This is a genomic window from Macrococcus carouselicus (assembly GCF_004359515.1).
GTDB lineage: Bacteria > Bacillota > Bacilli > Staphylococcales > Staphylococcaceae > Macrococcus > Macrococcus carouselicus.
In genome coordinates this window covers 1-24,187 of record NZ_SCWD01000001.1, presented here as the reverse complement: position 1 = coordinate 24,187, position 24,187 = coordinate 1, and the positions used below count along the sequence as shown (strand labels likewise).

General features: G+C 44.3%; 27 protein-coding genes, 1 pseudogene and 1 riboswitch. Of the genes and pseudogenes, 6 read left to right on the top strand and 22 right to left on the bottom strand.

All coding sequences use genetic code 11. The features are described from left to right. Window positions 1-58 precede the first annotated feature (58 nt). On the top strand, window positions 59-565 hold the full coding sequence (locus ERX40_RS00135; RefSeq protein ID WP_133416476.1) for a cupin domain-containing protein: 507 nt from the start codon (window positions 59-61) through the stop codon (window positions 563-565). Between the two features lie 33 nt (window positions 566-598). On the opposite strand, the gene corA is transcribed toward ERX40_RS00135, so the two are convergent. From corA to ERX40_RS00115, 4 genes are all read right to left on the bottom strand, one after another. Continuing rightward, complete coding sequence (gene corA / locus ERX40_RS00130; RefSeq protein WP_133416475.1) at window positions 599-1,546, bottom strand: magnesium/cobalt transporter CorA; 948 nt, start codon at window positions 1,544-1,546, stop codon at window positions 599-601. A 9-nt stretch (window positions 1,547-1,555) separates the two neighbouring features. Then, window positions 1,556-1,984, bottom strand: coding sequence for a GNAT family N-acetyltransferase (locus ERX40_RS00125; RefSeq protein ID WP_133416474.1), 429 nt, complete (start codon window positions 1,982-1,984; stop codon window positions 1,556-1,558). A 309-nt stretch (window positions 1,985-2,293) separates the two neighbouring features. Then, complete coding sequence (locus ERX40_RS00120; protein ID WP_133416473.1) at window positions 2,294-2,779, bottom strand: DUF456 domain-containing protein; 486 nt, start codon at window positions 2,777-2,779, stop codon at window positions 2,294-2,296. Continuing rightward, window positions 2,776-3,978, bottom strand: a complete 1,203-nt coding sequence (locus ERX40_RS00115) for a sugar efflux transporter (RefSeq protein WP_133416472.1) — start codon at window positions 3,976-3,978, stop codon at window positions 2,776-2,778. The genes ERX40_RS00120 and ERX40_RS00115 overlap by 4 nt, the downstream gene beginning before the upstream one ends. 57 nt (window positions 3,979-4,035) lie before the next feature. Between ERX40_RS00115 and ERX40_RS00110 the strand changes: the two genes are divergently transcribed. After that, a complete protein-coding gene (locus ERX40_RS00110) occupies window positions 4,036-4,689 on the top strand; it encodes an MOSC domain-containing protein (protein WP_133416471.1) in 654 nt (217 codons plus the stop codon). On the opposite strand, the gene ERX40_RS00105 is transcribed toward ERX40_RS00110, so the two are convergent. From ERX40_RS00105 to ERX40_RS00095, 3 genes are all read right to left on the bottom strand, one after another. Next, window positions 4,672-4,818, bottom strand: a complete 147-nt coding sequence (locus ERX40_RS00105) for a hypothetical protein (protein WP_165980604.1) — start codon at window positions 4,816-4,818, stop codon at window positions 4,672-4,674. The two genes, ERX40_RS00110 and ERX40_RS00105, sit on opposite strands and share 18 nt — an antisense overlap. Before the next feature lie 406 nt (window positions 4,819-5,224). Further along, complete coding sequence (locus ERX40_RS00100) at window positions 5,225-5,881, bottom strand: GTP pyrophosphokinase (RefSeq protein WP_133416469.1); 657 nt, start codon at window positions 5,879-5,881, stop codon at window positions 5,225-5,227. An 11-nt stretch (window positions 5,882-5,892) separates the two neighbouring features. Further along, window positions 5,893-6,744, bottom strand: a complete 852-nt coding sequence (locus ERX40_RS00095) for a LysR family transcriptional regulator (RefSeq protein ID WP_133416468.1) — start codon at window positions 6,742-6,744, stop codon at window positions 5,893-5,895. A 369-nt stretch (window positions 6,745-7,113) separates the two neighbouring features. On the opposite strand from ERX40_RS00095, the gene ERX40_RS00090 reads away from it, so the two are divergent. Together ERX40_RS00090 and ERX40_RS11515 are read left to right on the top strand one after the other, a co-directional pair. Beyond that, window positions 7,114-7,983, top strand: coding sequence for an SDR family oxidoreductase (locus ERX40_RS00090; protein WP_133416467.1), 870 nt, complete (start codon window positions 7,114-7,116; stop codon window positions 7,981-7,983). Between the two features lie 95 nt (window positions 7,984-8,078). After that, window positions 8,079-8,201 (top strand): hypothetical protein, encoded by a 123-nt coding sequence (locus ERX40_RS11515; RefSeq protein WP_279487612.1) that lies wholly within the window; start codon window positions 8,079-8,081, stop codon window positions 8,199-8,201. 86 nt (window positions 8,202-8,287) lie between these two features. On the opposite strand, the gene ERX40_RS00085 is transcribed toward ERX40_RS11515, so the two are convergent. From ERX40_RS00085 to ERX40_RS00060, 6 genes are all read right to left on the bottom strand, one after another. After that, on the bottom strand, window positions 8,288-8,824 hold the full coding sequence (locus tag ERX40_RS00085) for a ribonuclease FAU-1 family protein (RefSeq protein ID WP_133416466.1): 537 nt from the start codon (window positions 8,822-8,824) through the stop codon (window positions 8,288-8,290). A 79-nt stretch (window positions 8,825-8,903) separates the two neighbouring features. Beyond that, window positions 8,904-10,781 (bottom strand): DHA2 family efflux MFS transporter permease subunit, encoded by a 1,878-nt coding sequence (locus tag ERX40_RS00080; protein ID WP_133416465.1) that lies wholly within the window; start codon window positions 10,779-10,781, stop codon window positions 8,904-8,906. A 12-nt stretch (window positions 10,782-10,793) separates the two neighbouring features. Beyond that, entirely contained in the window at window positions 10,794-11,444 is a 651-nt protein-coding gene (locus ERX40_RS00075; RefSeq protein WP_133416464.1) for a biotin/lipoyl-containing protein, read from the bottom strand. A gap of 534 nt (window positions 11,445-11,978) precedes the next feature. After that, the gene (locus tag ERX40_RS00070; RefSeq protein WP_133416463.1) at window positions 11,979-12,821 is read right to left on the bottom strand and encodes a MetQ/NlpA family ABC transporter substrate-binding protein; all 843 of its coding nucleotides are present in this window, start codon (window positions 12,819-12,821) and stop codon (window positions 11,979-11,981) included. A gap of 12 nt (window positions 12,822-12,833) precedes the next feature. Beyond that, window positions 12,834-13,499, bottom strand: a complete 666-nt coding sequence (locus ERX40_RS00065; RefSeq protein WP_133416462.1) for a methionine ABC transporter permease — start codon at window positions 13,497-13,499, stop codon at window positions 12,834-12,836. Then, window positions 13,489-14,505: a methionine ABC transporter ATP-binding protein gene (locus tag ERX40_RS00060; protein WP_133417559.1), complete on the bottom strand. Its 1,017-nt coding sequence runs from the start codon at window positions 14,503-14,505 to the stop codon at window positions 13,489-13,491. Before ERX40_RS00060 ends, ERX40_RS00065 begins: the two co-directional genes overlap by 11 nt. Window positions 14,506-14,572: 67 nt before the next feature. Further along, window positions 14,573-14,677: riboswitch (SAM riboswitch) on the bottom strand. A 122-nt stretch (window positions 14,678-14,799) separates the two neighbouring features. Between ERX40_RS00060 and ERX40_RS00055 the strand changes: the two genes are divergently transcribed. Next, complete coding sequence (locus ERX40_RS00055) at window positions 14,800-15,342, top strand: TetR/AcrR family transcriptional regulator (protein ID WP_133416461.1); 543 nt, start codon at window positions 14,800-14,802, stop codon at window positions 15,340-15,342. Window positions 15,343-15,414: 72 nt separating this feature from the next. Beyond that, entirely contained in the window at window positions 15,415-16,740 is a 1,326-nt protein-coding gene (locus ERX40_RS00050; protein ID WP_133416460.1) for an N-acetylglucosaminidase, read from the top strand. Between the two features lie 32 nt (window positions 16,741-16,772). Here ERX40_RS00050 and ERX40_RS00045 read toward each other — a convergent pair whose 3' ends face one another. The 9 genes and pseudogenes from ERX40_RS00045 to ERX40_RS00005 all read right to left on the bottom strand — a co-directional run bounded on the left by ERX40_RS00045 (window position 16,773) and on the right by ERX40_RS00005 (window position 23,989). Further along, complete coding sequence (locus ERX40_RS00045) at window positions 16,773-18,320, bottom strand: phospholipase D family protein (RefSeq protein ID WP_133416459.1); 1,548 nt, start codon at window positions 18,318-18,320, stop codon at window positions 16,773-16,775. Window positions 18,321-18,371: 51 nt separating this feature from the next. After that, window positions 18,372-20,264, bottom strand: coding sequence for an ABC transporter permease (locus ERX40_RS00040; RefSeq protein ID WP_133416458.1), 1,893 nt, complete (start codon window positions 20,262-20,264; stop codon window positions 18,372-18,374). Then, the gene (locus tag ERX40_RS00035; RefSeq protein ID WP_133416457.1) at window positions 20,236-21,141 is read right to left on the bottom strand and encodes an ABC transporter ATP-binding protein; all 906 of its coding nucleotides are present in this window, start codon (window positions 21,139-21,141) and stop codon (window positions 20,236-20,238) included. Before ERX40_RS00035 ends, ERX40_RS00040 begins: the two co-directional genes overlap by 29 nt. After that, window positions 21,131-21,511, bottom strand: a complete 381-nt coding sequence (locus ERX40_RS00030; RefSeq protein WP_133416456.1) for a GntR family transcriptional regulator — start codon at window positions 21,509-21,511, stop codon at window positions 21,131-21,133. The genes ERX40_RS00035 and ERX40_RS00030 overlap by 11 nt, the downstream gene beginning before the upstream one ends. 213 nt (window positions 21,512-21,724) lie before the next feature. Beyond that, window positions 21,725-21,826, bottom strand: a pseudogene (locus ERX40_RS00025) (SDR family oxidoreductase); the annotation flags it as partial. Between the two features lie 26 nt (window positions 21,827-21,852). Then, complete coding sequence (locus tag ERX40_RS00020; RefSeq protein ID WP_133416455.1) at window positions 21,853-22,269, bottom strand: GNAT family N-acetyltransferase; 417 nt, start codon at window positions 22,267-22,269, stop codon at window positions 21,853-21,855. Then, window positions 22,266-22,670 (bottom strand): VOC family protein, encoded by a 405-nt coding sequence (locus ERX40_RS00015; protein ID WP_133416454.1) that lies wholly within the window; start codon window positions 22,668-22,670, stop codon window positions 22,266-22,268. The genes ERX40_RS00020 and ERX40_RS00015 overlap by 4 nt, the downstream gene beginning before the upstream one ends. Before the next feature lie 63 nt (window positions 22,671-22,733). After that, the gene (locus ERX40_RS00010; protein WP_208001634.1) at window positions 22,734-23,240 is read right to left on the bottom strand and encodes a cupin domain-containing protein; all 507 of its coding nucleotides are present in this window, start codon (window positions 23,238-23,240) and stop codon (window positions 22,734-22,736) included. A 35-nt stretch (window positions 23,241-23,275) separates the two neighbouring features. Continuing rightward, complete coding sequence (locus tag ERX40_RS00005; RefSeq protein ID WP_133416453.1) at window positions 23,276-23,989, bottom strand: YebC/PmpR family DNA-binding transcriptional regulator; 714 nt, start codon at window positions 23,987-23,989, stop codon at window positions 23,276-23,278. Window positions 23,990-24,187: the final 198 nt, after the last annotated feature.

Here is a 24,187-nt window from a genome sequence, read left to right as displayed (position 1 = left end):
GATTGATAGCTTCTATTTTCGGGAATAACTCACTATTCTATCTCTTAGGAGGATAATAATGAGATATTCCCTGATACATGCGCCTGCTTCTCCCTCTGCACCTAACCATATGATTCTACCGGTCATTGTCTATTCAGATGTAACGGAAAACCCGGCAGACCTGTTCAAGCGCAATAACTGGCATCAGGTCTGGGAAAACGGTGTCTTTGATTATCATCATTTTCACCCGAATGCGCACGAAGTGCTCGGTGTCAAATCAGGTGAAGCTGAGCTTCTGATTGGCGGTGAGAATGGCCAGACCCTTACCGTCAGCAAAGGAAATGTGCTGCTTCTTCCTGCCGGCTACGGCCATAAAAGACTTTCTCAGTCAGCTGATTTCAAGATTGTCGGTGCTTATCCGGCTGAAGATAAAGTGGATACAGAAACAGGTTATGCAGATATTAAAGAAGTGAATAGTGCCATCAATCATGTTGCACTACCTGAGACAGATCCAGTCGAAGGTGCAACTGGTCCTGTCTTCAAGGAATGGCATAATATCTATCATTGTAATACAGCTCATCAGTAAAGGTCATGTTTCCTAACCGAAACATGACCTTTTTTAGAACCAGTTCTTCTTTTTAAAGTAAGCAATCATGCCAAAAGTAATCAGAATCATCACGAGCCAGACAGCAACGTAACCATACTGCCAGTGAAGTTCAGGCATCATATCGAAGTTCATACCGTAGATTCCCGCGATCAAAGTCAGGGGCATGAAAATCACTGAGTAGATCGTCAGAATCTTCATGATATTGTTCATCTTGAATGAATTGAGTGAAATGTAATTATCTCTGATATCTGCCGTCATCTCTCGGGATGACTCGATCATTTCAACCTGCTTGACCAAATGATCGTTGATATGATGAAGAAAGATTTTCTGTTTCTTTGATAAGGTCATCACCCGGCCTTCCAGCAGACGATAGACGAGTTCTTTCATCGGTAAGACCGTCCGTCTGATGAGCAGTAGGTCCTCACGAAGATCGAATGTCTCCTCAATCAGCACTTCAGTCGATATATCAACGGAATGACGATCTTCAAATGAGAACACCTTATCCTCGAGGTCGTAGACGAAAGGAAAATAGTTGTCAACGATAGAGTCCAAAGTCAGAAACATGATGTCAGAAGTCGATACTTTCGAATTGTCAGGCTTCTGTATGATTGAATTCCACGCTCTGTCCACTTCTTCTGAATGCTCCTTGTGATAAGTGACAATCAGTCTATCATTGATGAAGACATCAATCTCTTCTGGTTTCATCGTCGTCAAGTCAATAGCATGAAAGACGTAGAAGAGATAATCATCATACTCCTTATATTTCGGTCTTTGTCTGACTGACACCGCATCTTCAATTGAGAGAGGATGGAAGTGAAAGAACTGACTGAGCAGCAGGTTCTCGTGCAGCGTCGGCTCTGACATATCCACCCATAGAAGCCGGGGCTCTGATGTCATCTCATACGGCGACTCACATATCTTAAGCTCATTATTAATATCAATATACAGCGTTCTAATCATATTCCACCTCTATAGATTCAGAATCATCTTTTTCCCTTCCCAATTATAGCCTAGTTTTTCATTGATAGCGATCATGTTGGTGTTGTCAGGATGTACAGTTCCGGCGATATAAGGCATATGATGCATGACGCTGATAGCTTTCACTTCATTTTTCAGCATGACCGCATAACCTCTCCCTCTATAAGCAGGATGCACCCACAGTGATTTAATATGCGTGTGGTCAGAGAGACTGTACCAGATGAATGCAGCAAGCGCCTCCTTCTCAGTTATGACCAGCATACGGTCACCCTCATGCTGCATCAGCAGCTGCATGGATTCGTAACGCAGCGTTTTATCCAATTCTGTCACCGGCCAGTCCTTATAATGAGACGGGATCGTTTCATGTATTTCAGCGATTTTATGTAGTAACGGGTCTTTATGGCTGATAGGTTTAAGCATGCTTAGATTTTATCATGTTATGTATGATTTTATCAGATGTGTTACACCTGTTATAGTAACAGCTATGATTATTTAAGCTGTATTGATACAGTCAAACGCTTGATATATGTGAGTTCTTAAGAAAATAGCACAATATTGTTGTTAATGTGATTCTATTCACGTATATGCTTATAATTAATTGTGAAATTAATCACATTATGCTGAAGAACTCGGCAATCGGACGACAGAACCGCGCGAAAAAGGCAGATAAATAAAAATAGAGGGACTTTCACTTCGAAAGTCCCTTTTCTATATCAAACTGGCCACTTCTTATAGATTCAAGTTCACGTCTACAAAGAACCACACGACCATGATGACCAGAAGCAGAAACTTCGCGAACGTGCTTGTCAGGAAGCCGAACAGTGAGCCGATGCTTGCTTTCACCGCTCGCATCGTGTCACGTAACACTATCAGTTCCACAATCAGTACAGCAATTAACGGGACTAATATGATCCCGAACGGCGGGAAAAGAAAGCTGCCGACCACAACGCCGACTGCTGCCGTAATCTCCCCTGTCCTGCTGCCACCGTAGCGTTTCACGAAGTAACTGCCTGCAATATAATCACTGACCAGACTGAAAATCGTCAGCACCGCCATCACGACCCAGAAGAACCAGGACAGTGTGCCGGAATCAATCAGAAAATGATAGACAAGAAAGCCGACCCACATCATTAAAACGCCTGGAATCATCGGCATCACAAGTCCGACGAAAGCGAATATAAAAGCTGCTATAATAATCAGCCATCCTAAAATCATACGATATCCTCCATCTTAACCGGTTTGGTGAAAATAAGTAACACAAATGCGATAGCGATGAACATTGCTGAGACGAAGAAGACATTGCCGAGTCCGACTATGCCGCTCATAAAGCCACCGAGCAGGTTTCCGAGCAGCTGACCGACAATCATCGCATTGGAAAACAGAGTTGAAGCATAACCCGGGAAATCCGGCAGAATATCCTGGAAATAACTGATACCGAGTCCGAGCAGTATGGCCAGAAAGAATGCGAGTGCAAGCTGGCCGATCAGCATGGCAATAACGCTGTCAAAGACACCGATTGAGAAGTAATAGCCGCCACCGAGGACAGCACCAATCATCAGCAGCGTTCTCGTCTGCATTTTTGATGCCATAATCCCGAGAATTATCATGAACGGCACCTCAAGGCCCGCGCATAAACTTGCAAGATAACCGACATTCGACTCCGATTCACCTAAGTATTCTGTGACAAAGAGCGGCATATTGAGCGTATACATCCACTGGCCGATATGTAAGAAGACGAACGCAAGGAATGGCACAAGCAGATACATATCACGCAGTAGATTCGGTATAGCAGGTTCGACGTAACCTTCTTCTCTTACAATGACTGGTTTTTCGATATCCTTGTAGAAGAGCAGTATCGTCAGTAAGGCGACTACATAACAAAGAATTGTTCCGCCGAAGAGGCCTGCGAAACCAAAGCTTTTCAGCAGCACAGTGCCGACTAACGGTCCGAACAGAAAGCCGAAACTGAACATGGACCGCAGAACGGTATTGGCAAATACAGCGTTCTTACTTGAAGTAGAAGCGTCGATACTCTCTCTTGCAGAGGCATACATCTGCGGCATTGCCGGGGCACCGAGGCCTGCGAAGAAGACATACATCATGATGAAGATGTGCGGTGTATGCACGAAGAAGTAGCTGCTGAAGGCGATACTGGACATCGTCAGACTGAACATGATCATATACTTCCGCTTGAAGCCTGCTTTATCTGAGAAGCGCGCTACAAACGTATTGACCATAAAGCCTGCCAGTGCGAATAATGCCATCATAATTCCATACATCCCACGCGTCATACCGAGTTCCTGGGTTGCATACAGAATAAAGAACGGTACCGTGATCGCAAGTGCCATCCCGAGCAGCATCATATCCAGCAGAAACAGTTTATAATTCTTAATTTTCAATAAATCTCGAAACATTTTCTCACACACTTTCTTATATTATTGTATGATGGAATAAAACTTGAGGTGAAGCCTGTGAACTATGAAATCGTCAAGATATGTACGGGTAAAGTCGAAAAAGTCATGCTGAACGGTAAGCCGAAAAAAACAGGTGTCAATAAATATCCGATCACTGAAACGAACTATTTATCGAAAATGGGATTTGAAGGTGATGAACATGAATACAAAGGTCACGGGGGTATCAATAAAGCGGTCTGCCTATACGATAAGCTTGATTATACGTTATGGCAGGATTATATTCACGATATGCCTGACTATGCGATGTTCGGAGAAAATATCACGACAATCGGTCTGACAAAAGACCGGATTGCCATCGGTGACATTTTCAAGCTTGGTGAAGCTGTCATTCAAGTCACTGAAGGTCGTGGTCCTTGTAATACCATCGCGAAGAAATACAAGGTACCGTCACTCGTCAAGATGATGAGTATGAGTCATGCGACAGGCTGTTATTTCCGTGTCCTGCAAGAAGGATATGTACAACCTGACAGCAACCTTATCCTTTTAGAACGTGATCCCGCAAATTTTACGCTAGAGGCGTTCAATACGCTACTTTATACCGACAAGAAAAACGTTGACCTTCTAAAGCATGCTGTCAGTGTAACAGCGTTGAGTGAAGATCAACGTCAGACTTTTCAGCAGCGGCTGGATAGATTACAAGATAATCAGTAACGCTGCTTTATCATCATGTACTTTGTAGCGGGGGTAAAGACGCTTGTCTTTATCCTCCAGTTCATATGCCATCATACTCTCAGGAAACTGGTCCAGATCCTGGATACCCTCTCTGACAAACCGTTCCATACCAAGATTTTTGATATCGTAAAACCCATCAGTGGTCACGAGTATATGTGTTAATCCTGTATAGTCAAGTGTACCATGATGATCAGCTGCATGGAATAGACACCGTTCATCACGCTGTAACCGAATGGCTGATTGGCCATCTCTTTTGCTTTATCCATCTCTCATTTCCTGCGGTCGTTCAGTCATATCCGGATACCGTTTCATCTAGTATGCCATCCGGTCACTGTCCTTCTTCTTGTTATAGGCCGGGGCAATCCGCTTCACCTGTTCGCCGGCCTTATAACTTGGCACACTCAGCTGAACGGGTCCATTCAATACTGTCATGGCATAGTTTCACCGCGGCCTGACTGTGAAGTCACCCCGTTGATTACTTCTGCCTGATGAGCGCTTCTTCATCAGACCCTCCTTAATCAATCAGTATCGTATTTCTGACCTGCGTCATCTTTTCATCCAGTCTGCTTGATGCCAGCGCTACTTCATATAACTCATCCTTGATATCCTGACTCAGTTCTTTTGTGTTGTACTTGTACTGCAGCTTATGTTCCGTCGAAGCGAAGAAATCCATGGCCAGCGTACGAATCTGGATTTCAGCGGGTACCCATACGCTGCCTTCGGATAGAATCAGTTCGGTTTCGACGATAAGATGGAGACTTTTATAGCCGCTCGGCTTCGGATTGTTAATGTAATCTTTCACTCTTCTGATTTTAAGGTCATCCCGTCTTTTTAATAACTCATAGATCTTATAGACGTCATCCTCAAAACTCGTGACAATTCTGACGCCTACAATATCAAAGATATTTTCTTTGATGCCTTCAATCGTGAACGGCACCCCTTTTCGTTCTATCTTCCTCTGCAGCGACTGCGGTGTCTTCATACGTGTCTTCACATGTTCAAACGGTGAATATTCATAGCGTGTCTGCCATTCAAGCTCAATGATTTCGATATCACTCCGCAGCTCAAGCAATGCCATCTCATACAGTTTGATAAAATCATTGAAGTCAAGAATGATCTGTCTGTAATCTTCATGTGCGCCGAAACTATTCAATATTGTTCTTAAATCCATACTATCCCCTTCTACTGATACTGTTTCATTAATTTAATAAAAGCTTCAACCTGCGGCAGTCCAAGGACGTCGCTATCATAGCTCATATATGTTCTGCGCAGCAGATTCTGCCGGCCGACGTTGAGGAGTTCAACCGCAAACCGGTCCTGATCGATGTCACCGATTACAATCTCCGGCAGCACAGTCATGCCTACACCATTCAGCAGCAGTTCCTTACACGTTGCAATCTGGTCCGTCCGTATCTGTGGCTGATAGAGCTGATTGAACTGCTCTGTGTACCAGAATTCGATTTCCTTCAAATAGGCCGCGTCCGCCTGGAACTCAATAACGGGGAGTTTATCCAGCATATCAGCTTTTGCTTTCGGATAGATGAAATAATGCTTATCCTGCAGCAGGACTTCATTCGTCATATTCATGATTTCAGAACCACGGATAATCGATACATGAAAATCATGATGATTACTGATGATCTGCGAGCTCGAGCCGACCTGCAGCTGAATCTTCACTTCCGGATACAGTTCGATATATTGACCGAGCACTCTCGGCAGAATGGTCTGGCCGATAAGTGATGAGGAGCCAATGGACAGCTTACCGTTGATAATTCCTTCGGAGGAATGAATCAGTTCTTTCAGCGTTTCTTCTTCTTTCAGCATCTTGCGGGCATGCTGAATAATACTTTCACCATTCGTAGTCACAATCAGCTTCTTCTTTGTACGGATGAAGATAGGGGTTCCCCATTCCTGTTCGATGGACTTCAGGCGCTGACTGACGGCGGGCTGTGAGATATAGAGCATGGCAGCCGCCTTTCTAAGTGTCTCTGCGTCTGCTAGTGTTACAATCAGACGGTAATCATCTATTTTCATTCTGGACCTCCAACTGATAGAACGACTGCGTATTTAAATGCCGCTGACGACTGACATTCGTCCCTTTAATATCTGCAATCACATCTATTATAGCAGAAAGCTGATGTCGAATGTCCCTGGTGTCAAATTCTGTATCCGTCTCAACCATCAGCTGCTTAAGTGGCGTTAGTTCAATTACCCGGCGTGTCTAAGGTGAATATGGCTGTCATAAATAGGATGTCCCCTATATTTATCTATTCCCATGCTGAACGTGTCCATAGCACATCACAAATTAGATGACTCTCCATTTCCCTGTAGAGGGGCTACAATGTTTTAAAATACCCAAATACAGGTATAACTAGTTAATCACAAATTTCAGGAGGTATTCTCATGGATAAGTTTGAAAAAATTGATAAAGAAATTAAAGGCTACACGCAGGAAGGTCAACCAGGTCGTGAATATGAAATGGATCCTAAACCGATTGCTGAGGATGAAGATTATAAAGCAGGCGGTAAATTAAAAGGTAAAGTCGCACTTATCACAGGTGGGGACTCAGGTATCGGTCGTGCTGTCGCGATTCTGTATGCTAAAGAAGGTGCTGACGTTGCGATCGGTTACTACGATGAAAAACAGGATGCTGATGATACAGTGAAACGACTTGAAGAGCTGGGTGCTAAAGCGAAAGCCTATCCATTCGATTTAAAAGATGTGGAGCAGTGTAAGAAACTCGCGAGCGACGTCATCACTGACTTTGGGACAATCAATATTCTCGTCAATAACGGTGGTGTCCAGTATCCACAGGAAGATTTCCTTGATATCACTCCTGAACAGATTCATGAGACATTCGCAACAAATATCTTCGGTATGATGTATTTAACGCAGGCGGTTCTGCCTCATATGTCTAAAGGGGACTCCATCATCAACACCAGCAGTGTAACGGCTTACCGCGGTTCTAAGACACTGATTGACTACTCGGCAACTAAAGGCGCGATCACTGCCTTCACCCGTTCGTTATCGCAGCAGTTAGCACCGAAAGGGATTCGTGTGAACAGTGTAGCGCCAGGTCCTATCTATACGCCGCTGATTCCTGCTACTTTCCCGGCGGAAAAAGTAGAGAAACACGGTCAGGAGACAGCGATGGAACGACGTGGACAGCCTAGTGAAAATGCACCGGCTTATGTCTTCCTCGCTTCGCAGGATTCAACATATATCACAGGAGAAGCAATCCATATCAATGGTGGCGACTATATTACCAGTTAATCATTTGAAGCCCTTTAATCGGGGCTTTTTTTGATATCTATTTACTGGTTTCTATATATAAGATAGAGCAAATAACCACATGAAAAAGGAATATCATGCATCATCTTAAACAACGGGCACGTCAGATGAAAAAGCTGATGACAGTCCTGTACTTTGCAGCACAGCATCCGACTATGCCATTTTCCGTTAATAAGATAAAAGAACCCGTCATTTCCTGATAACGAGGAAATTGACGGGTTTTTTACACTATTAAGTTGCTGGAAAGAATGAGTTCATATGAAAATCATGAGATTTTCAGTGGCTTCTATATGATAGGGGCTATTTTTTGTCTGCAATATTCCACTTTTTCCGCAAAGGATACGAAATCACTGCTGATGCACTGCATCAGTTCATTCGCTGTTTCGTAAGCTGCATCAAACTGCGCCTGAGTGATATCTCCTTTACTGAGCGCACGTTTGATATCCGTTTCGTCCACCAGCTCATATTCCCCTGTCGGCAGGACCAGAATATCGAGGAACATATCGTTCGTTCTCGCTTCGCCCATCTCTAAAATGTTGCTTTCATTGATGTCGATATAGTACTGGACCGGCTTACCTGCCTTGTTGTACATCGCAGTGATGCTGTAGTGTTTATCTTTCGGTAACAGCTGCAGCCACTGGTAGCCTACTTCTGCTACTGTAATGGGTCTGCCTACCACTTCAACCTGCAGCGGTGACTTCACTTTCTTCATCGTTACAAGGCCGATGATACCGTCAAAGATGTCGTCTTCTATTCTGAGTTCCTTATATTCCTTCTTCTGCAATCTGCGCCAGAACCGTTTATCTATGTATTTCGTTTTCAAGTCGCACAACTCCTTACATTCCATTATATAAAAATAAACAAGTTGAAGGAAATACTTTTTCAACTTGTTCATGATTTAGTTATGCTTCGTCGGAACGATAATGGTCCTTCCCTTTCAGGAAGAGTGACAGAACGAAGGCGAGCGCACTGAGAACAGTCGCCACCCAGAAGGCGTCGTTGATACCATTGATTGTAGCAAGCTGCTGCATGCGACCCATGATCATCTGCGTGCCTGCTACATCATTTCCTATAGCCTGACCTGCCTGCTGCATCTGATTCACGATCGCTGGATTCGTTTTGTCCAGTGAGTTAGCGATGTCACCCATATGTGCAGTGGTCTGCTGGGTCATCACTGTGACAAGAATCGCTGTTCCGATTGAACCCGCAAGCTGACGAATGGTATTACTGAATGCATTACCATGTGGAATCAGTCGGCCTGGCAATGAGTTCATCCCTGCTGTCATGATCGGCATCATGATGAATGACATACCGAATGAACGAAGAACGTAGATACCGAGAATCTGACTATACGGTGTATCCATATTCAGTTTAGTCAGTTCCCACGTTGCATAAGTCATAACTGCAAGACCGAAAATAGCGAGTGGTTTAATCCCGATTTTGTCAAACAGACGCCCCGCTATAGGGCCCATCAACCCCATCAGAAGGGAGCCAGGTAAGAGCAGTAACCCTGAGTCCAGCGGCGAGAAGCCTCGTATAGACTGCAGATAGATCGGCAACAGAATCATCCCGCCGAATAACGCCATGGTGACGATGATATTGATGAATGTGGTGAAGGAGAAACCTGAATATTTGAGTGTCGATAAATCCATCATCGGATTTTTCATGGATAATTCTCTATATACGAATAAAGCGATGAAGATAAGACCTATTGCCATCGTCATCAGAACTTCTGCAGAATCCCAGCCTTTATTACCGGCTTCACTGAAACCATACAACAGACTACCGAAACCAAGTGTACTGAAGATGACTCCCGGGACATCCAGCTTTGCATTCGTTGTCGGCTGTGCGATTCTAAACCAGACCAGTCCGATCAGAACTGCGAGGACACCGGTAATGAACATACCATAGAACATCACGTTCCAGTGATAGTTCTGAATGACCCAACCTGTTAATGTCGGCCCGATGGCAGGTGCTAAAATAAAGGCAACCCCCATCATCCCCATCGCCGCACCGCGTTTGTCCGGCGGGAAGATAGTCATGAAGATATTAGTACCAAGTGGCATTAAAATTCCGGCACCGACCGCCTGAATCAGACGTCCTGCCATCATCACCGGGAAATTAGCTGAGACAGCACAGATCAGTGAACCGATAGTAAAAAACATCATCGCAGTCAGGAATAACTGGCGATACGTAAAGCGCTGAATCAGAAATGCACTAATTGGTACAAGAATACCATTGACCAGCATGAATCCTGTAGTCAGCCACTGAGCTGTTGAAGTTGAAATGCCGAAATCATTGATCAGTACAGGTAACGCGACGTTGATCAATGTCTGATTGAGAATGGCGATAAACATCCCGATCATCAGTACTGTGATGATCTTAGGAATCGTGATATTTTTACCGAATTTAAGTTTAGGACCATAAGCTGCTGCAGCTTCCCTTGGAGACTCTGCCGCCTCTTCTTTCTGAGCCTCACTGTTGTAGATAGCTTCATGTTCATCAGCTATTTCTTCTTTGAAACCAGTCCTGTTTTCGTCCTGCTGTGCTGCGCTATTGTATATCACTTCGGGTTTATATTGTTCAACCTGTGTTTTGACGGGCTGTTCATAAGTGACTTTTTCAGTTTCGTGATGGTAGACAGGTGCTGGTTTGTCCTCAGCTGTCACTGTCTCTTCAATAGGATCAGCGCTGCTGTTTCCTCTTGTCAGAATCAATCGATTGATCACAAAAAATACGGCCAATGAAATCAAGACATATGCAATGATAAATGAGGTCATACGAAAACCTCCTTAGTTTTTATGAATGCGTATTGTTACATTCATCCCTGGTAAGATGTCTAATGATTTGTCTTTAGAAAGACTGATTTTCACCGGAACAACTTGAGTGACTTTAGTGAAGTTCGCGTTACCATTAGAAGATGGTAATAATGAGAAACTTGATGCTGTCGCAAGACCGATCTGGTCTACTTCACCGTCAAGCGTTGTATCTTTGTAGCCATCGACATAGATGTCAACGTCCTGACCTTCCTTAATGCCTTCAAGCTCAGTTTCTTTGATATTTGCTGTAACGAATAAATCATTCATGTCATAAGCATAGGCAATGGGTGTCCCTGCGCCGACGAATCCATTTTCAGTGGCCTGCGTTTTAACGATTGTACCGTCCTGCGGCATTTTGATTGCCATTTTAGTCGGTTGACCGTCCTGGCCTTGAGCCATCACTTCACCGATAGAGTCGTCTTTGTTGATTTCATCACCGATTTTTTTATCGAATGATGTCAATTTACCGGCAGCAGGACTTGCAATAGTCAGCTGAGTACCGTCTACTTTCGCGTTATCTGTTTTAACATAGTTCGTTGCTTCATCGTAGAAATGAAATGCTGCAACACCGGCAATTCCGAGAATAAGTAACGTTAAGATATTGATTAAAACTATTTTCTTCATTGTGATTCCTCCATCTGATATTTTTCACATAGATATTATTATAATCTCTTTCAATCTACTATCAACCAACATTTTCAGGAGAAATGTCGGATTGCAGAGTGTGAAAGCAATAGAAAACGATTACACTTACATAAAATTTGTATGTACTTGATATTTAGTTTCTATAATAATGGTGAGATGCTATATGAAGGAAAGTGTCTCCCACTCACTATCAATCCTTCAATACGAACAGAGTTTACAATGAAAATGAAGGGCTTAAGATATGGCTGTGGCTTCAAGGACAATTCAATAAGGGGTCTGTTCATCTTAAAAGTCTTACCCTTTAATATTCAGGGAGCCCCAGAAAGGCGTCAGTGTGTGAGTCGCTCCTCCTTAGACAGATATTTGAATAGTGAGTTTTAGAAAAAAGGACAGAATAAAGCAACCGTCTATTATTTGTGAGACTGTTTGACAGTCACGTTCTCAGTATCTTGGATGGCAGACTCCAAAAAAAGAGCATCCCCGCCTCAAGCGGAAATACTCCTCTATCATCTCTTATTTCTGAACTTCTTTTTCTACTTCCTTAATTTCGTCAGCAGTCAGTTTATGCACGAATTCGCCACCATTTGAATTTTTCTCGATTGCTTTTGTCACTTCTGGTGTCTGATAGTATTCAACGATTTTTTTATATTCAGGGTTATCTTTATTCTCTGTTTTTGCTGCAATGACATTGATGTAAGGTTTAGCATTTTCTGCATCAGCATCTTCCAGATAGATCGGGTCATTCTTCGTATCAAATCCTGCTTTACCTGCCACACCGTTATTGATAATAGATGCGGCAACATCAGGCAGTACACGTGGTGTCTGCTGTGCATCAATCGCTCTGATTTTAAGACCTAATTTATTCTCTGCTATTTTCGAAGGATCTCCCAGTAGACCGAAATTATCTTTCAGCTTAAGAACACCAGCTGTTTCCAGTAAACGGAGCGCACGTGCCTGGTTGGTCGGATCATTCGGGATGGCTACTGTATCACCTTGCTTCAGCTCTTTAATATCTTTAATCTTCTCTGAATAGATACCCATCGGCGCAAAGACAGTCGTCCCGATCGGAGTGATATCCAGATTATGCGCTTTTTTGAATTCCTCCAGGAAGGCGAAATGCTGGAATGCATTCAGGTCAATTTCTCCTTCATTCAGTGCATTGTTCGGAATGGTATAGTCCTGGAATTCCACCAGTTCCACATTGATGCCATCTTTCGCCGCTTTTTCTTTGATGATGTTCCAGACGGTCTTATCCTCACCGGTCACACCGATTTTCACTGTCTTCTCGTCTTTACTGTTACCGCACGCTGCTAAAAACACCACTAAACTCAATACAACAAATAATAATCTTTTCATTTTAATCTCTCCTTATAATCTTCCTGTATATATATTTGCAATCTTATTGCCGATAAATTGGACGATCTGAACCAGTATGATCAGAATCAGAACCGTAATGAACATCACCGCGACATCAAATCGCTGGTAACCATATGTAAATGCCAGGTAACCGATCCCTCCGGCTCCGACAAGTCCGGCCACTGCTGAGAATTCGATCAGTGAAACAGTCGTGAAGGTCAGACCTAATATCAATGCACCCGCCGCTTCTGGTACCAGAATCTTGAACAGGATTTCAAATTTCGTTGAACCCATCGCTTCAGCCGCTTCAATCACACCTTTATCAACTGAGATGATATTGTTTTCAACGACACGTGCAATCGTCAGTGATGCCGCAAGTGTCATCGGGAATATGGCCGCCCATATACCGATTGTCGTGCCAATCAGAAAACGCGTCACTGGAATCAGTGCCACCAGAAAAATGATAAAGGGAATCGGTCTGATGGTATTGATCAGAAAGTTCAGTACAAGATTGACCGCCTTATTCTCAAGCACATTACCGCGTCCTGTCGCATACAGCAGTATCCCTAGTGGAATACCGATAGTGGCTGCCAGCACCAGCGTGATGCCTACCATGATGAGCGTATTCAGTAATTCCTGCAAGATAACGGGATAAAACTCAGATAAATTAGCCTTCAAAACCTTCTACCTCCTTGATTTCAATGCCATACTGATTCAGTTCAATCAGCGCAAGCTGTACTCTGTAATCCGGCCCTGCCGCTTCAATCAGCAAATTACCGAATAACCGGTCAGTTAACTCGGTTATACTGCCGTATAAAATATTGAAATCGACCTCATACTTGCGCCCGATCTGACTGAGCACCGGCTGCAGAATCTGCTGATGATTGAAAATAAAACGATACAGCTTACGGGATGCCGTATCCACTTCGTTCGGGATATCATCATTCAGCACCGAATGGACGAACCGTTTTGTCGTCGGATGGACTGGATTGGTAAAGAGATCGAACACCTTATTCTGTTCAACAATCCGTCCTTTTTCCATCACAGCGACTTCATCACAAATCGTCTTGACCACTTCCATCTCATGTGTAATCAGTACAATAGTGATATTCAGTTCCCGGTTGATCCGTTTCAACAACTTCAGGATTTCGTCCGTCGTCTCCGGGTCAAGCGCTGATGTGGCTTCGTCACATAACAATATCTCAGGATTAGTGGCGAGCGCTCTCGCAATACCGATACGCTGTTTCTGTCCGCCTGATAGCTGGGCGGGATAATCATGCTTCTTATCGATTAGTCCCACGAAGTTCAGCAGTTCATCCACACGGGCATCGAGCTGTTCTTTCGTATACTTCTTAGTCAGCTTCAGCGGATATTTGATATTATCAGCGACCGTCTTCGCCTTGAACAAGTTGAACTGCTGAAAAATCATGCCTATATTCTGTCTTCTCTTTCTGAGCAGCTGCGGCTTCAGCTTCGTGATATCTTCACCTTCCACTCTAATGCTCCCCGACGTCGGCTTCTCCAGTTTGTTGATGAGCCTGATCAGCGTGGACTTCCCGGCCCCGGAATAACCGACTATGCCGTAAATCTGTCCTTTCTCCACGGATAGTGAGACATTGCTGAGAGCCTCCACTGAACCTTTTTTCGTTTCGAACCGTTTCGTTACATCTTCAATCTCGATAATTGCCATCATAACCTCCTAGAATATAAAAAAAGACCCTTTAGCTGTAAGCCAAAAAGTCTTTTACGTCCTTTTATCTGCCAAGCTAAGCTTGATGGAATTAGCACAGTTCTCGTTGCCGAGTCCGCTGCTGAGATGTCATCGGGCCATATCCCTCAATCTCTCTTGATAAGTTTTATTAAGTTAATGCCATCTTACAGCTCAACTCTATAAGTGTCAATCTATTTTTTTAATTTTCACAACTTTGCAATTCGTGATAAAATACTGAAGTATGTCATACTGAATAAGCGAGTGGTTATGAAAGAAAAACAGTCATTAATAGAACAGCACTTTTTAAAGCTTCTTGAAGCGCATCGTTTCAGAGAGATCACCATCAAAATGATCTGTGAGGAAGCTCATATCAACCGTTCGACCTTTTATTCCTATTTTCTCGATAAATATGATCTGCTCGACCGTCTGATTGACCATCATTTATCTGCACTCAATGAAATGAGCACTCAATTTTTAACCGGTCTAGAAGAGCAAGGCGACCGCCATGAACTTTCCAAGGCATTTCTAAAAGACCAGTTTCAATATATTTATGATAACAAAGTCTTTTTTAAGACGTTGATGACAGTGCACCCGGCACAGAATTTCACTCAGAAATTCATTCAGATGCTGCGTGTGAATTATCTTCGGATGATTGAGAACCAGAATATTCAGTATGCCGAGTATTTCGTCAACTACACACTGGGAGGTCAGTTCGGTATTATTTTCTTCTGGCTGCAGAATGATTGTCCTGAGTCCTCAGAAGAAGTAGCAGATATCGTTTATCGTAACATTCTGAAGACAAATCGTTAAGTTCTTGTAAAGAGAGTCTCCTTCATTCTCATTTTCGGTATAATAAAGGCAATAATCTTTCGGAGGTCACCTATGAAATATCTCAAGCGAGCATTATCCTTAACTTTATTAACGTCTCTTGCGTTCAATGCTACGACTGAGGCAAGTGAAAAGCCTCTCAAAATGGGTCATATTAAAGATGCGAATTCCATCATCGTCACCAGCATGAATGCGATGACTAAAAAAGTGGCGGGTGACTATGTCAACTACACACTCTATGTCAACGACAAAGTGATGATTGAAAATCAGCCGTACTACCGTGTGCAGACGTCCCCTGATATCAATCATGCGATCGGCTACGTGCGGGCAGATGAGCTGTCGATTGAGTCCTCAAAGTCTGTCAGTCCTTCCACAGACACACTGCAGCTGACTTCAAGCACTAAGCTTTACAGTGTGCCTGACGGAACTGAATCACAGGTCATTGACCGTGCACCGAAGAATGAAACCGTTACAATCAGGCAGGCGCTTAAAGTAGGCAGCACACTCTACTATGAGGTCACACGTGCGACCGGGTTAACCGGCTGGATGAAAGCTGATCAGCCTGCCCCAGCACCTGCTAAAAAAACAGTTGAACGCGCAGCCCCTGTTCAGCCTGAACGAAAAGCAGTGGCTAAAACCGAAGCAGAACCTGCCGTCATCACGACGCCTGTCCCGGGTGCTCGCACAGTGAATGCGACATTCAGGGCAGCACTGGCCGCGCAGATGAAACTGACGCCAAGACCTCAAGTTTCCAACGGTATCAAATGGTCAAATGCACCTAGACAGGCTGTCATTGACGCCATGAATCCAGGTAAAATAGCGAATGATCCAGTGAACCGTTATCAGTTTCTCACGTTAACGGAGCCTCAGGGATTATCTGTTAATCAGCTTAATTACCTGCTGCAAGGAAAAGGCATTTTAGAAGGACGGGGTCAGGCGTTTAAGACCGCAAGTGAACGTTATGGTATCAATGAGATTTATCTCATCTCACATGCATTTCTTGAGACGGGTGAAGGTACAAGTAAGCTCGCCAAAGGCCAGAAAGTGAAAGGTGCCGGTCAGAAGAATTACTACAACATGTTCGGTATCGGGGCTTTCGATAAGAATGCTTTAAAATACGGCGCTCAGTATGCAGCAAATGTAGGCTGGGATAGCCCGGATAAGGCCATTATCGGCGGCGCAGAATTCATCTCGACAGGTTACCTCAGCGAATCTCAGAACACGCTTTACCAGATGCGCTGGAATCCCGATGCGCCAGGACAGACGCAATATGCGACAGATATTCACTGGGCAGCTGCCAATGCGCGCTATTTAGCGCAGTTCTATCAGCAGCTCGGTATCAACGGAACGCATTATCAGTTCGTTCAATATAGACAGTAAAAAGCAGACTTTCAGTTGAAAGTCTGCTTTTTTCAGAAGCTCGATAATCCTGTGAATTCCTGTATTCTATAGAGAACCGTTTTCCAGAACGATGGTTCTTTTTTGACATCATAGCTGTCTGTGACATGACCCTTCGTATTGTTCCATTTCGCATCAAAGTCGGCATCCAGCTCCTTGAAGACAGGAAGCTCTGACCTTCCTGTCAGAATCACATCTGTCTCCATATTATAATCTGCAATATTGCGTCTTGTGAGGTTAGCGCTGCCGACAAATAAGGACGAGAGATGCTGCTGATTATTCTCGATCAGGACGTATTTGTTATGGAACTGCTCGCCGTGTGACACTGCCCATTTAATCTGGATGCGGTCATCACTCTTAGATACAAGTTCATGTGCGACGGGTTTATTCGGAATACCCGGCTTTTTCTTGCCGAACGCCTCTTTGTTGACGTCCAGAATAAGTTTGATCTCGACACCCCGGTCCGCTGCACGGAGCAACGCATCGATGACGTCACGGTCTGAGAGATAGAACATACCGATTTTCACTGTATCATGGTCATTTGTCTTAGCGAGATACTCAAGCAGTGCCTCCTTGATTTTCCCTTCTGTGACCAGCGTCGTCTCATAGTCCATCGTATTATCAAATGCACGGTGCTGAATCGTGAAGTCTCGCCGCTCAAGATGCCCCCCGCTCATATTGATGGCTGCTAATTCACTCTTGATCAGATCCTCCTGAATACGCCCGGACAATTTAACAGCGATATTCTGATGATGGCCGCTCGGATTATGCGGGTTACTGCTCGCAATAATCGCCGCTTTCTCTGTGACCAGCGTCTTACGATGATTCGCCTTGAAATTGATAAGGTCTGCTATTCCTCTGACCGTCACATCAGGTGCTTTCTTTGAGAAGATATTGGTGATATGCCCGTTCTCACTGTTACCGAGGAACCGGAAAGTCGAACGCCATAGACCTGAATAGAGCGGATTGGAGTCACGGAGTTTCGTTAAATCCGTTTCATATAGAAAGATGTCATGGGCACGCAGCTCTTTATAATGCTGCGGTGTATAACTGCCGTATACTGAATTGATCGGGTCCGTCAGTACATAGATCCGGACATCAGGATTCTCTTTCTTCTTGTTCACAAGGTGACGGGTCAGTTCACCTGTCAGGTCCGGAAACTGTTCCTTACCGTCATAGGCCTTATTGAAAAGGAACATATCCAGAATGATGAAATCCTCAGCCTCGTCAATCGTCTGGAACACATGAGTGAAGATTTCGTGGTCATATTTTTTGCCATACGTGTTATCCAGAAGAAGCTCAGCCTGGTTCGTCCGACTGGGTTCAGAACGTTTGGATAGTCCTGCAGGCATCGGTTTGATGACATTCCAGACCGTGACCGCAGCCATAATCAGCACAATTCCGCCCAGAATCAGCTTGCCTGTATTCCTTTGCTTCTTTTTCTTTCCTCCAGCTTTTTTGGAAGTAGTCTTTCTGGCAAGGGTTTTCTTTTGTGTCTTCTTCGGTACTGCTTTCTTCTGTTTTTTCTTCTTCGCTGCTGCCGCTGGTTTTTTCTCTGTCATACGCGCCTCCATTTCCCGGGTTATAGAGAATAAGAAGATGCAGGCATCTTCTTATTTCACTTCCTTATTCATCTTAATTATAGCAAATATATCCTCTGTGCCAACAGCATAGATATAGCGTCCATTATAATCTGCATGTCCTGCGTCAAGTGCATGGTTGAACGCTTTTCCCGAGATTTTTGTTGTGCTTATTTTATCGAAGTCTGACTGCTCAAAAACCAGCTGCCCTCTAAAATAGTCGGGTGCGACATCAAGGCGGTAAAACTGCTCGGCCTGGAAAATATCACTCGGTCTATTAATCATGTTCTTATCAATCATGTAGGCGATTATATTTTTCTGATAAGGTGAAAGATTAAACCCTTCGTATATGCCGTCCGCTCTCTGCAGATCGATATAAACTGCTGAATTAGCCGACAATCTGACTGTCGGGTCGTCGATAATAGCGTATTTTGTGTCCTTTCTGAAAGCATCGATAAATGCCTCATTTTCCCGAGGCTCCAATATTCTTTCAGAATCCACCAGCTGGATATAGATATTTCTTTTCTTCAGTTCATCCCAGTTATAGCCATCAGCTATTGCTTTACCGAACTGAGCAGAAGTCAGTAAAGCAGCTGCTTTTTCCAGCTGTTCCTCATCGAGGTCATTATAGAAGCGTTGCTGCTCCAGACCATTTTTCAGCTTATAATATACTTTAAAAGCACCGGCAGAGCCCTTTTGATCGTTATCTACGATTTCCTGGTGCATCTTAACTACTTCGCTGATAAATTTCGGATCTCTTACCCTACTCGTCATCTTCGGTGCCCCGTCATACATATCTGCAGTCTGCATGCTGACGGCTTCAATATCATCCACATCAGGTACATATCCCTCCTGCCATTTACCGTAGAGGTATGTAGCCATCATAATCATTGCAACAACCGTAAAAGTCAGCATCAGGGCTTTCATATCCAGCTTGACACGCGGACTGCGCTGGTTCATCGCCTGTGCCAGCAGATAGATGATGATAAATGCCAGCAGATAGATGATACCGATAACCCATATATTCTTCAGACCTGCAGTAAAGGCTGCACCCGCCACCATAACACCGAGCAGTACGACCAGTGTGATGACTGCCCACTCCAACCATCGATTTCGAAATGAATGAACAATTCTTTCGTTACGACGTCGCTGATAGAGATAATAAGTCGCTGCAAGCAGGAGACATGTGGCTACCATGATATAGCCGAAGTACAGCCAGTTGATACCATCCATAATATTATTGATCATCGCGAGCGGGAATGTCAGTCTCTCGGCTACCGTATAGATCTTTTCCTCATTCATGCCATAGTCAGATACTGCAGCACCGCGGAACAGATTACGGTATAACCCTGTCGCCAGGTCATGGAACATCAATGGCAGCAGAAGGAGCAGGCCTGTCAGCAGAAGGTGGCCGAAGTAGTGATTGATCAGCTGACCGACGAATAATGTGAAAATGAAAGTGAAGAGTGAAATGATCAGTGTCAGTATGATCCATGTACCGATTTTCTCCGGTGTAATATTCTTAAAATACATGGAGAAAATACTGATGAGCGTCCCGTTAATCAGCAGATTGACTGAGACTGCTGTCAGAAATGCTCCAACCATATGAGCAAGAATCCGGCTTCTTGTGAAGGGCAGGCTGTGCATGAAATCAGATGCCTCTTCATTCTTCCAGAAGTAAGTCATACCCAGTGCACTTAGAATACTGTAGAATAACGCACCGGTGAAAAAGATCGACATCACAGCAGGATCCACTCCCAGCAGATGGGAGGTCGGCATATATTCCTGTCCGTTGTATTTCAGGATGATATAGGCAAACGGAATCAGGAAAAATGTTGCAACAATATTGATCACCATAAAAATCAGGTTATTGAAGAAGAAATGCTGAAATAGTCCTTTATTCAACGATAATGTTTTCGATAGCATAACCATGGCCTCCCATCTCATAAGTGAAAATCTCTTCCAGAGTCAGCGGCAGAATATCATACATCAGCGGATTGTACCGCGTGATGACTTCTTCAATCTCCATATCACTGCCTGCAGTGATGCAGGTGACGACACGACCTTTGATCTTGCGGTCCAGTGCTTTCAGTTCGCGGTAGAAGGATTCAGGTGGCAGTGTCTCAAATGCGACCTGAACTTTGCTGTGCTCGCGTTTCAGTGTATCCAGTTCACGGGTGATCAGCATCCGGCCCTCATGCATGATAGAAATGCTGTCACAGAAATCCTCCATCTCACGCAGGTTATGGCTCGACACCAGGATGGACATCTGATGGTTCGATACATCCTGTATCAATAAGTTCTTGACGGTATGTCTGATGACAGGATCCAGGCCGTCAAACGGTTCATCAAGCAGAAGCACATCCGGATAACAGGATAATGACAGAATAAAGGCCGCCTGACGTTTCATCCCTTTTGACATGCGATTGAACCGCTGCTTTTTATTCAGCTGCATCAGCTTGACCAGCTGATTGAAACGTGTACTGCTGAAGTGTGGATAAGACGCCTTATAGAAGCCTGCCATCTCAATCAGGTTGGAATAGTTGAAGAAATAAGGAATGTCCGGCATAAAAATGATCTGTTCTTTAATCTGAGTATTTTCATAGACGGACTGACCATCATAGAGAATCTGTCCCGCTTCCGGCCGGTAAATACCCGCCATCAGCTTCAGGAATGTCGTCTTCCCTGCACCATTAGAGCCGAGCAGCCCATGGATGGTCCCTGGTTCAAGCTCAAGAGAAGCACTGCTAACGGCTTTATGGTGGTCAAAGTATTTTGTGACTGCCTGTGCTTTAACGTTCATGCTGTTCCCCTCCTGCTATCGCTTCGATTTTCTGCTGAATTTCCTCTTTTGTCAGACCAAGAAATAAAAGCTCTTCAATAATTCTTTCAAGTTCTGTAGTCAACGCATTCACCCGCTCCTTATTGATGTCATTTTCAGTATACTGAACAAAACTACCACGCCCTGGAATAGAATAGGTGAATCCTTCACGCTCCAGCTCCCTGTATGCTTTTTGAATCGTGTTCGGATTAATCGTCAGTTCCTGGGCAAGCTGTCTGACTGACGGCAGCTGCTCATCTGGTTGCATGACCCCTTTGATGATCTGCAGTTTGATGTTCTCACTCAACTGCTCATAAAGAGGAATACGGCTTCGGTTATCAATTGAAATCAATAGATGACCTCCTTTTATAGTCGTACTAATTGTATTAATGAATATAATACAGTTAGTACAGATATTTAGCAAGAATTAATCAAGACATTCAGAAAATATCTATGATGAGTTCCCCCAGCCAGATATTCTGCTCCTGCTGAATGGCAACTCACTGCTGAAAGATTCCATAAAAATAGTCCATCCGCTTCTGCGGATGGACCAGCTATTCTCGACCTATAAAGCTGCAATACTGCCACCGTCAATATTGACTGCTGTTCCTGTGACATAACTTGAAGCGTCTGACACCAGAAAGGCGATGACATTTGCCGCTTCCTTTACTGGACACTGTGATCACCGCTACTTTATTCTTCAGCCTGAGTTCCATCCCATTCACGCCTTAAGTCTTCATGATACGTTCTTCTAAAGCCGTAAAAGGGTCTGAACCATGGTTCATAGTAACTCCTGGAACCTGACGTGGCGAGAAGTTCCATCCGCGTCGTGGGATATTGTTCATGCACATGTTCTAACAGCTGCCTTGCACAGCCTCTACCGCGTTTATCTTTTCGTACAATCAGTTCGCAGATATAGAGTGACACAGAACCATCCGTCAATGCACGCACGCAGCCTATGACTTCACCCTTTTCTTCCATGACAAATGCGACACTGTTCTGCCAGCTTTTCAGTGTCTGCGCGTGACGGACCACAAGATTATCCCAGCCTTCTTCCCGGTTCATCTTTTGAATGGCATCGATATCATAGTTTTCAAACGGTCGGATCATACGGACAGGTTCAGCTGCCAGCTAAGCCCGAATCTATCCGCCACCCAGGCGAACTGCCTGGCAACAGGTGGCATCGGCATAAGCTCCATCAGCACTTCTCCGTCAGTTTTCAAACGGTCATACAGGTGTCTGATTTCCTCTTCACTGTCGCAGTTGACGACCAATGATACGGCCGGCGTAAAAGGCACATCTGTCCCGTTCGCATTATCAATCGCCATGAACTGCTGGCCGTTCAGTGTGAACTTACTATGGTTGATTGTCCCTTCTGCACCGGGTCCTTCTGTTCCGTAGCGGTTCATTGCCGCAATTTCACTGTCATTAAAAATAGTCGTATAGAAATCGACCGCTTCCTCTGCCCGGCCGTTGAACATCAGGAAAGGTACTATTTTCTGCTGTATCATCTCATCATCTCCTCAATCCTATTGTAATGAAAAACCTGATGAAACGCGAAAAAAAACATCCATCTATTCAGATGGACGCTCTACCGATGACAGTGCATATTTCCTGATGACTTCTTCGTGTTCCGGATACTTGCTCAGCAGCTCATCCTGACTGAACAGCTTGAATTCTTCAAATGTAAATGCCGGTGACACCATGCACCCCACAAGACTCCATTCACTTTCACCTTCCACACTTGAAGCAAATATAGTCTGCTTCGGCACCAGGAACTGCGGCACTTCACCGTTCGCCACGTCAAGTCCCAGCTTAACCGTCTGATAGCTGCCTGCAGCATCTATCATATGAATCGTCAATGCATCCCCGCCCTGAAAATACCAGAGTTCATCTGATTCAATCCGGTGGAAATGTGAGATATTACCGGTCTCAAGCAGAAAATAAATACTCGAGAACAGAGCCTTCTCCTCCCTGTCCTTCAGCTTAGAGCGATATGTCTCGTGATAATAGCCGCCTTCAGGGTGTGGCATCAGCTTCAGACGTTCAATCAGCTGCGCTTTCAGAATCTTTTTCTCCATACAATCCTCCTACCAAAAACCAAGCTTCTCTCGGCTTACAGTTCTACGTTATGATAGACGCTCTGCACGTCCTCCAGGTCTTCAATGGCATCCACTAATTTCTCGAATGTCTCCAGATCCGCCTCAGATAACTCCAGTTCATTCTGGGCAAGCATCGATAACTCAGCCACTGTGAACTCAGTGATTCCCGCTTCATTCAGCGCATGCTGTACAGCTGCGAACTGATCGGGCTCTGCATAGACAATAGTCTGTCCTTCTTCTTCAGTCACGTCACGTACGTCGATGTCCTCTTCCATCAAGAGCTCTAAAGTCTCGTCAGCTGACTTGCCTTCAAAGCCGAATACCGCAGTATTATCGAACATATAGGCAACTGAACCGGAGACCCCCATGTTACCGCCGTTCTTACCGAATGCAGCACGCACATCACTCGCTGTACGGTTGACGTTATTCGTCAGTGCATCCACAATCAGCATTGAACCCGCCGGCCCGAAGCCTTCGTAGCGCAGCTCGTCGTAGTTCTCCTCGCCGCCACCCTTTGCTTTCTCAATCGCCCGGTCAATGATGTGTTTCGGTACTGAGTATGTCTTCGCACGTTCAAGGGTGAACTTCAGATTCTGGTTGGATTCTGGGTCCGGTTCTCCAGACTTCGCAGCTACATATATCTCACGACCGAATTTCGCATAGATCCGGCTCGTGTTTTTATCTTTTGCTGCCTTTTTATCTTTAATATTATTCCATTTACGACCCATAATGACATCTCTCTTTCGAATTAAGATAACTATATTATACACTATTTCTCATAAAAAAAAGAGCGACTTGATGTACTGCACCCCAAAAGTTAGACCTAAAATCTAACGTTTGGGGTGCTTTTATTTGGCTAAATATGATCTGGAATTCAAGATGAAAGTAGTAAATGAATATATCAATGGTCCGGGAGGATATAAGAC

Excerpts from the sequence above, each read along its gene's own strand:
- ERX40_RS00055 (WP_133416461.1), top strand. The coding sequence starts at position 14,800 with ATGAAAGAAAAACAGTCATTAATAGAACAGCACTTTTTAAAGCTTCTT.
- ERX40_RS00135 (WP_133416476.1), top strand. The coding sequence starts at position 59 with ATGAGATATTCCCTGATACATGCGCCTGCTTCTCCCTCTGCACCTAAC.
- ERX40_RS00105 (WP_165980604.1), bottom strand. The coding sequence starts at position 4,818 with ATGGAACGGTTTGTCAGAGAGGGTATCCAGGATCTGGACCAGTTTCCT.
- ERX40_RS11515 (WP_279487612.1), top strand. The coding sequence starts at position 8,079 with ATGCATCATCTTAAACAACGGGCACGTCAGATGAAAAAGCTGATGACA.
- ERX40_RS00020 (WP_133416455.1), bottom strand. The coding sequence starts at position 22,269 with ATGATCCGACCGTTTGAAAACTATGATATCGATGCCATTCAAAAGATG.
- ERX40_RS00045 (WP_133416459.1), bottom strand. The coding sequence starts at position 18,320 with ATGACAGAGAAAAAACCAGCGGCAGCAGCGAAGAAGAAAAAACAGAAG.
- ERX40_RS00050 (WP_133416460.1), top strand. The coding sequence starts at position 15,415 with ATGAAATATCTCAAGCGAGCATTATCCTTAACTTTATTAACGTCTCTT.
- ERX40_RS00005 (WP_133416453.1), bottom strand. The coding sequence starts at position 23,989 with ATGGGTCGTAAATGGAATAATATTAAAGATAAAAAGGCAGCAAAAGAT.
- ERX40_RS00095 (WP_133416468.1), bottom strand. The coding sequence starts at position 6,744 with ATGAAAATAGATGATTACCGTCTGATTGTAACACTAGCAGACGCAGAG.
- ERX40_RS00080 (WP_133416465.1), bottom strand. The coding sequence starts at position 10,781 with ATGACCTCATTTATCATTGCATATGTCTTGATTTCATTGGCCGTATTT.
- ERX40_RS00120 (WP_133416473.1), bottom strand. The coding sequence starts at position 2,779 with ATGATTTTAGGATGGCTGATTATTATAGCAGCTTTTATATTCGCTTTC.
- ERX40_RS00100 (WP_133416469.1), bottom strand. The coding sequence starts at position 5,881 with ATGGATTTAAGAACAATATTGAATAGTTTCGGCGCACATGAAGATTAC.
- corA (WP_133416475.1), bottom strand. The coding sequence starts at position 1,546 with ATGATTAGAACGCTGTATATTGATATTAATAATGAGCTTAAGATATGT.
- ERX40_RS00115 (WP_133416472.1), bottom strand. The coding sequence starts at position 3,978 with ATGTTTCGAGATTTATTGAAAATTAAGAATTATAAACTGTTTCTGCTG.
- ERX40_RS00090 (WP_133416467.1), top strand. The coding sequence starts at position 7,114 with ATGGATAAGTTTGAAAAAATTGATAAAGAAATTAAAGGCTACACGCAG.
- ERX40_RS00010 (WP_208001634.1), bottom strand. The coding sequence starts at position 23,240 with ATGGAGAAAAAGATTCTGAAAGCGCAGCTGATTGAACGTCTGAAGCTG.
- ERX40_RS00075 (WP_133416464.1), bottom strand. The coding sequence starts at position 11,444 with ATGAAGAAAATAGTTTTAATCAATATCTTAACGTTACTTATTCTCGGA.
- ERX40_RS00040 (WP_133416458.1), bottom strand. The coding sequence starts at position 20,264 with ATGCTATCGAAAACATTATCGTTGAATAAAGGACTATTTCAGCATTTC.
- ERX40_RS00070 (WP_133416463.1), bottom strand. The coding sequence starts at position 12,821 with ATGAAAAGATTATTATTTGTTGTATTGAGTTTAGTGGTGTTTTTAGCA.
- ERX40_RS00035 (WP_133416457.1), bottom strand. The coding sequence starts at position 21,141 with ATGAACGTTAAAGCACAGGCAGTCACAAAATACTTTGACCACCATAAA.
- ERX40_RS00125 (WP_133416474.1), bottom strand. The coding sequence starts at position 1,984 with ATGCTTAAACCTATCAGCCATAAAGACCCGTTACTACATAAAATCGCT.
- ERX40_RS00015 (WP_133416454.1), bottom strand. The coding sequence starts at position 22,670 with ATGATACAGCAGAAAATAGTACCTTTCCTGATGTTCAACGGCCGGGCA.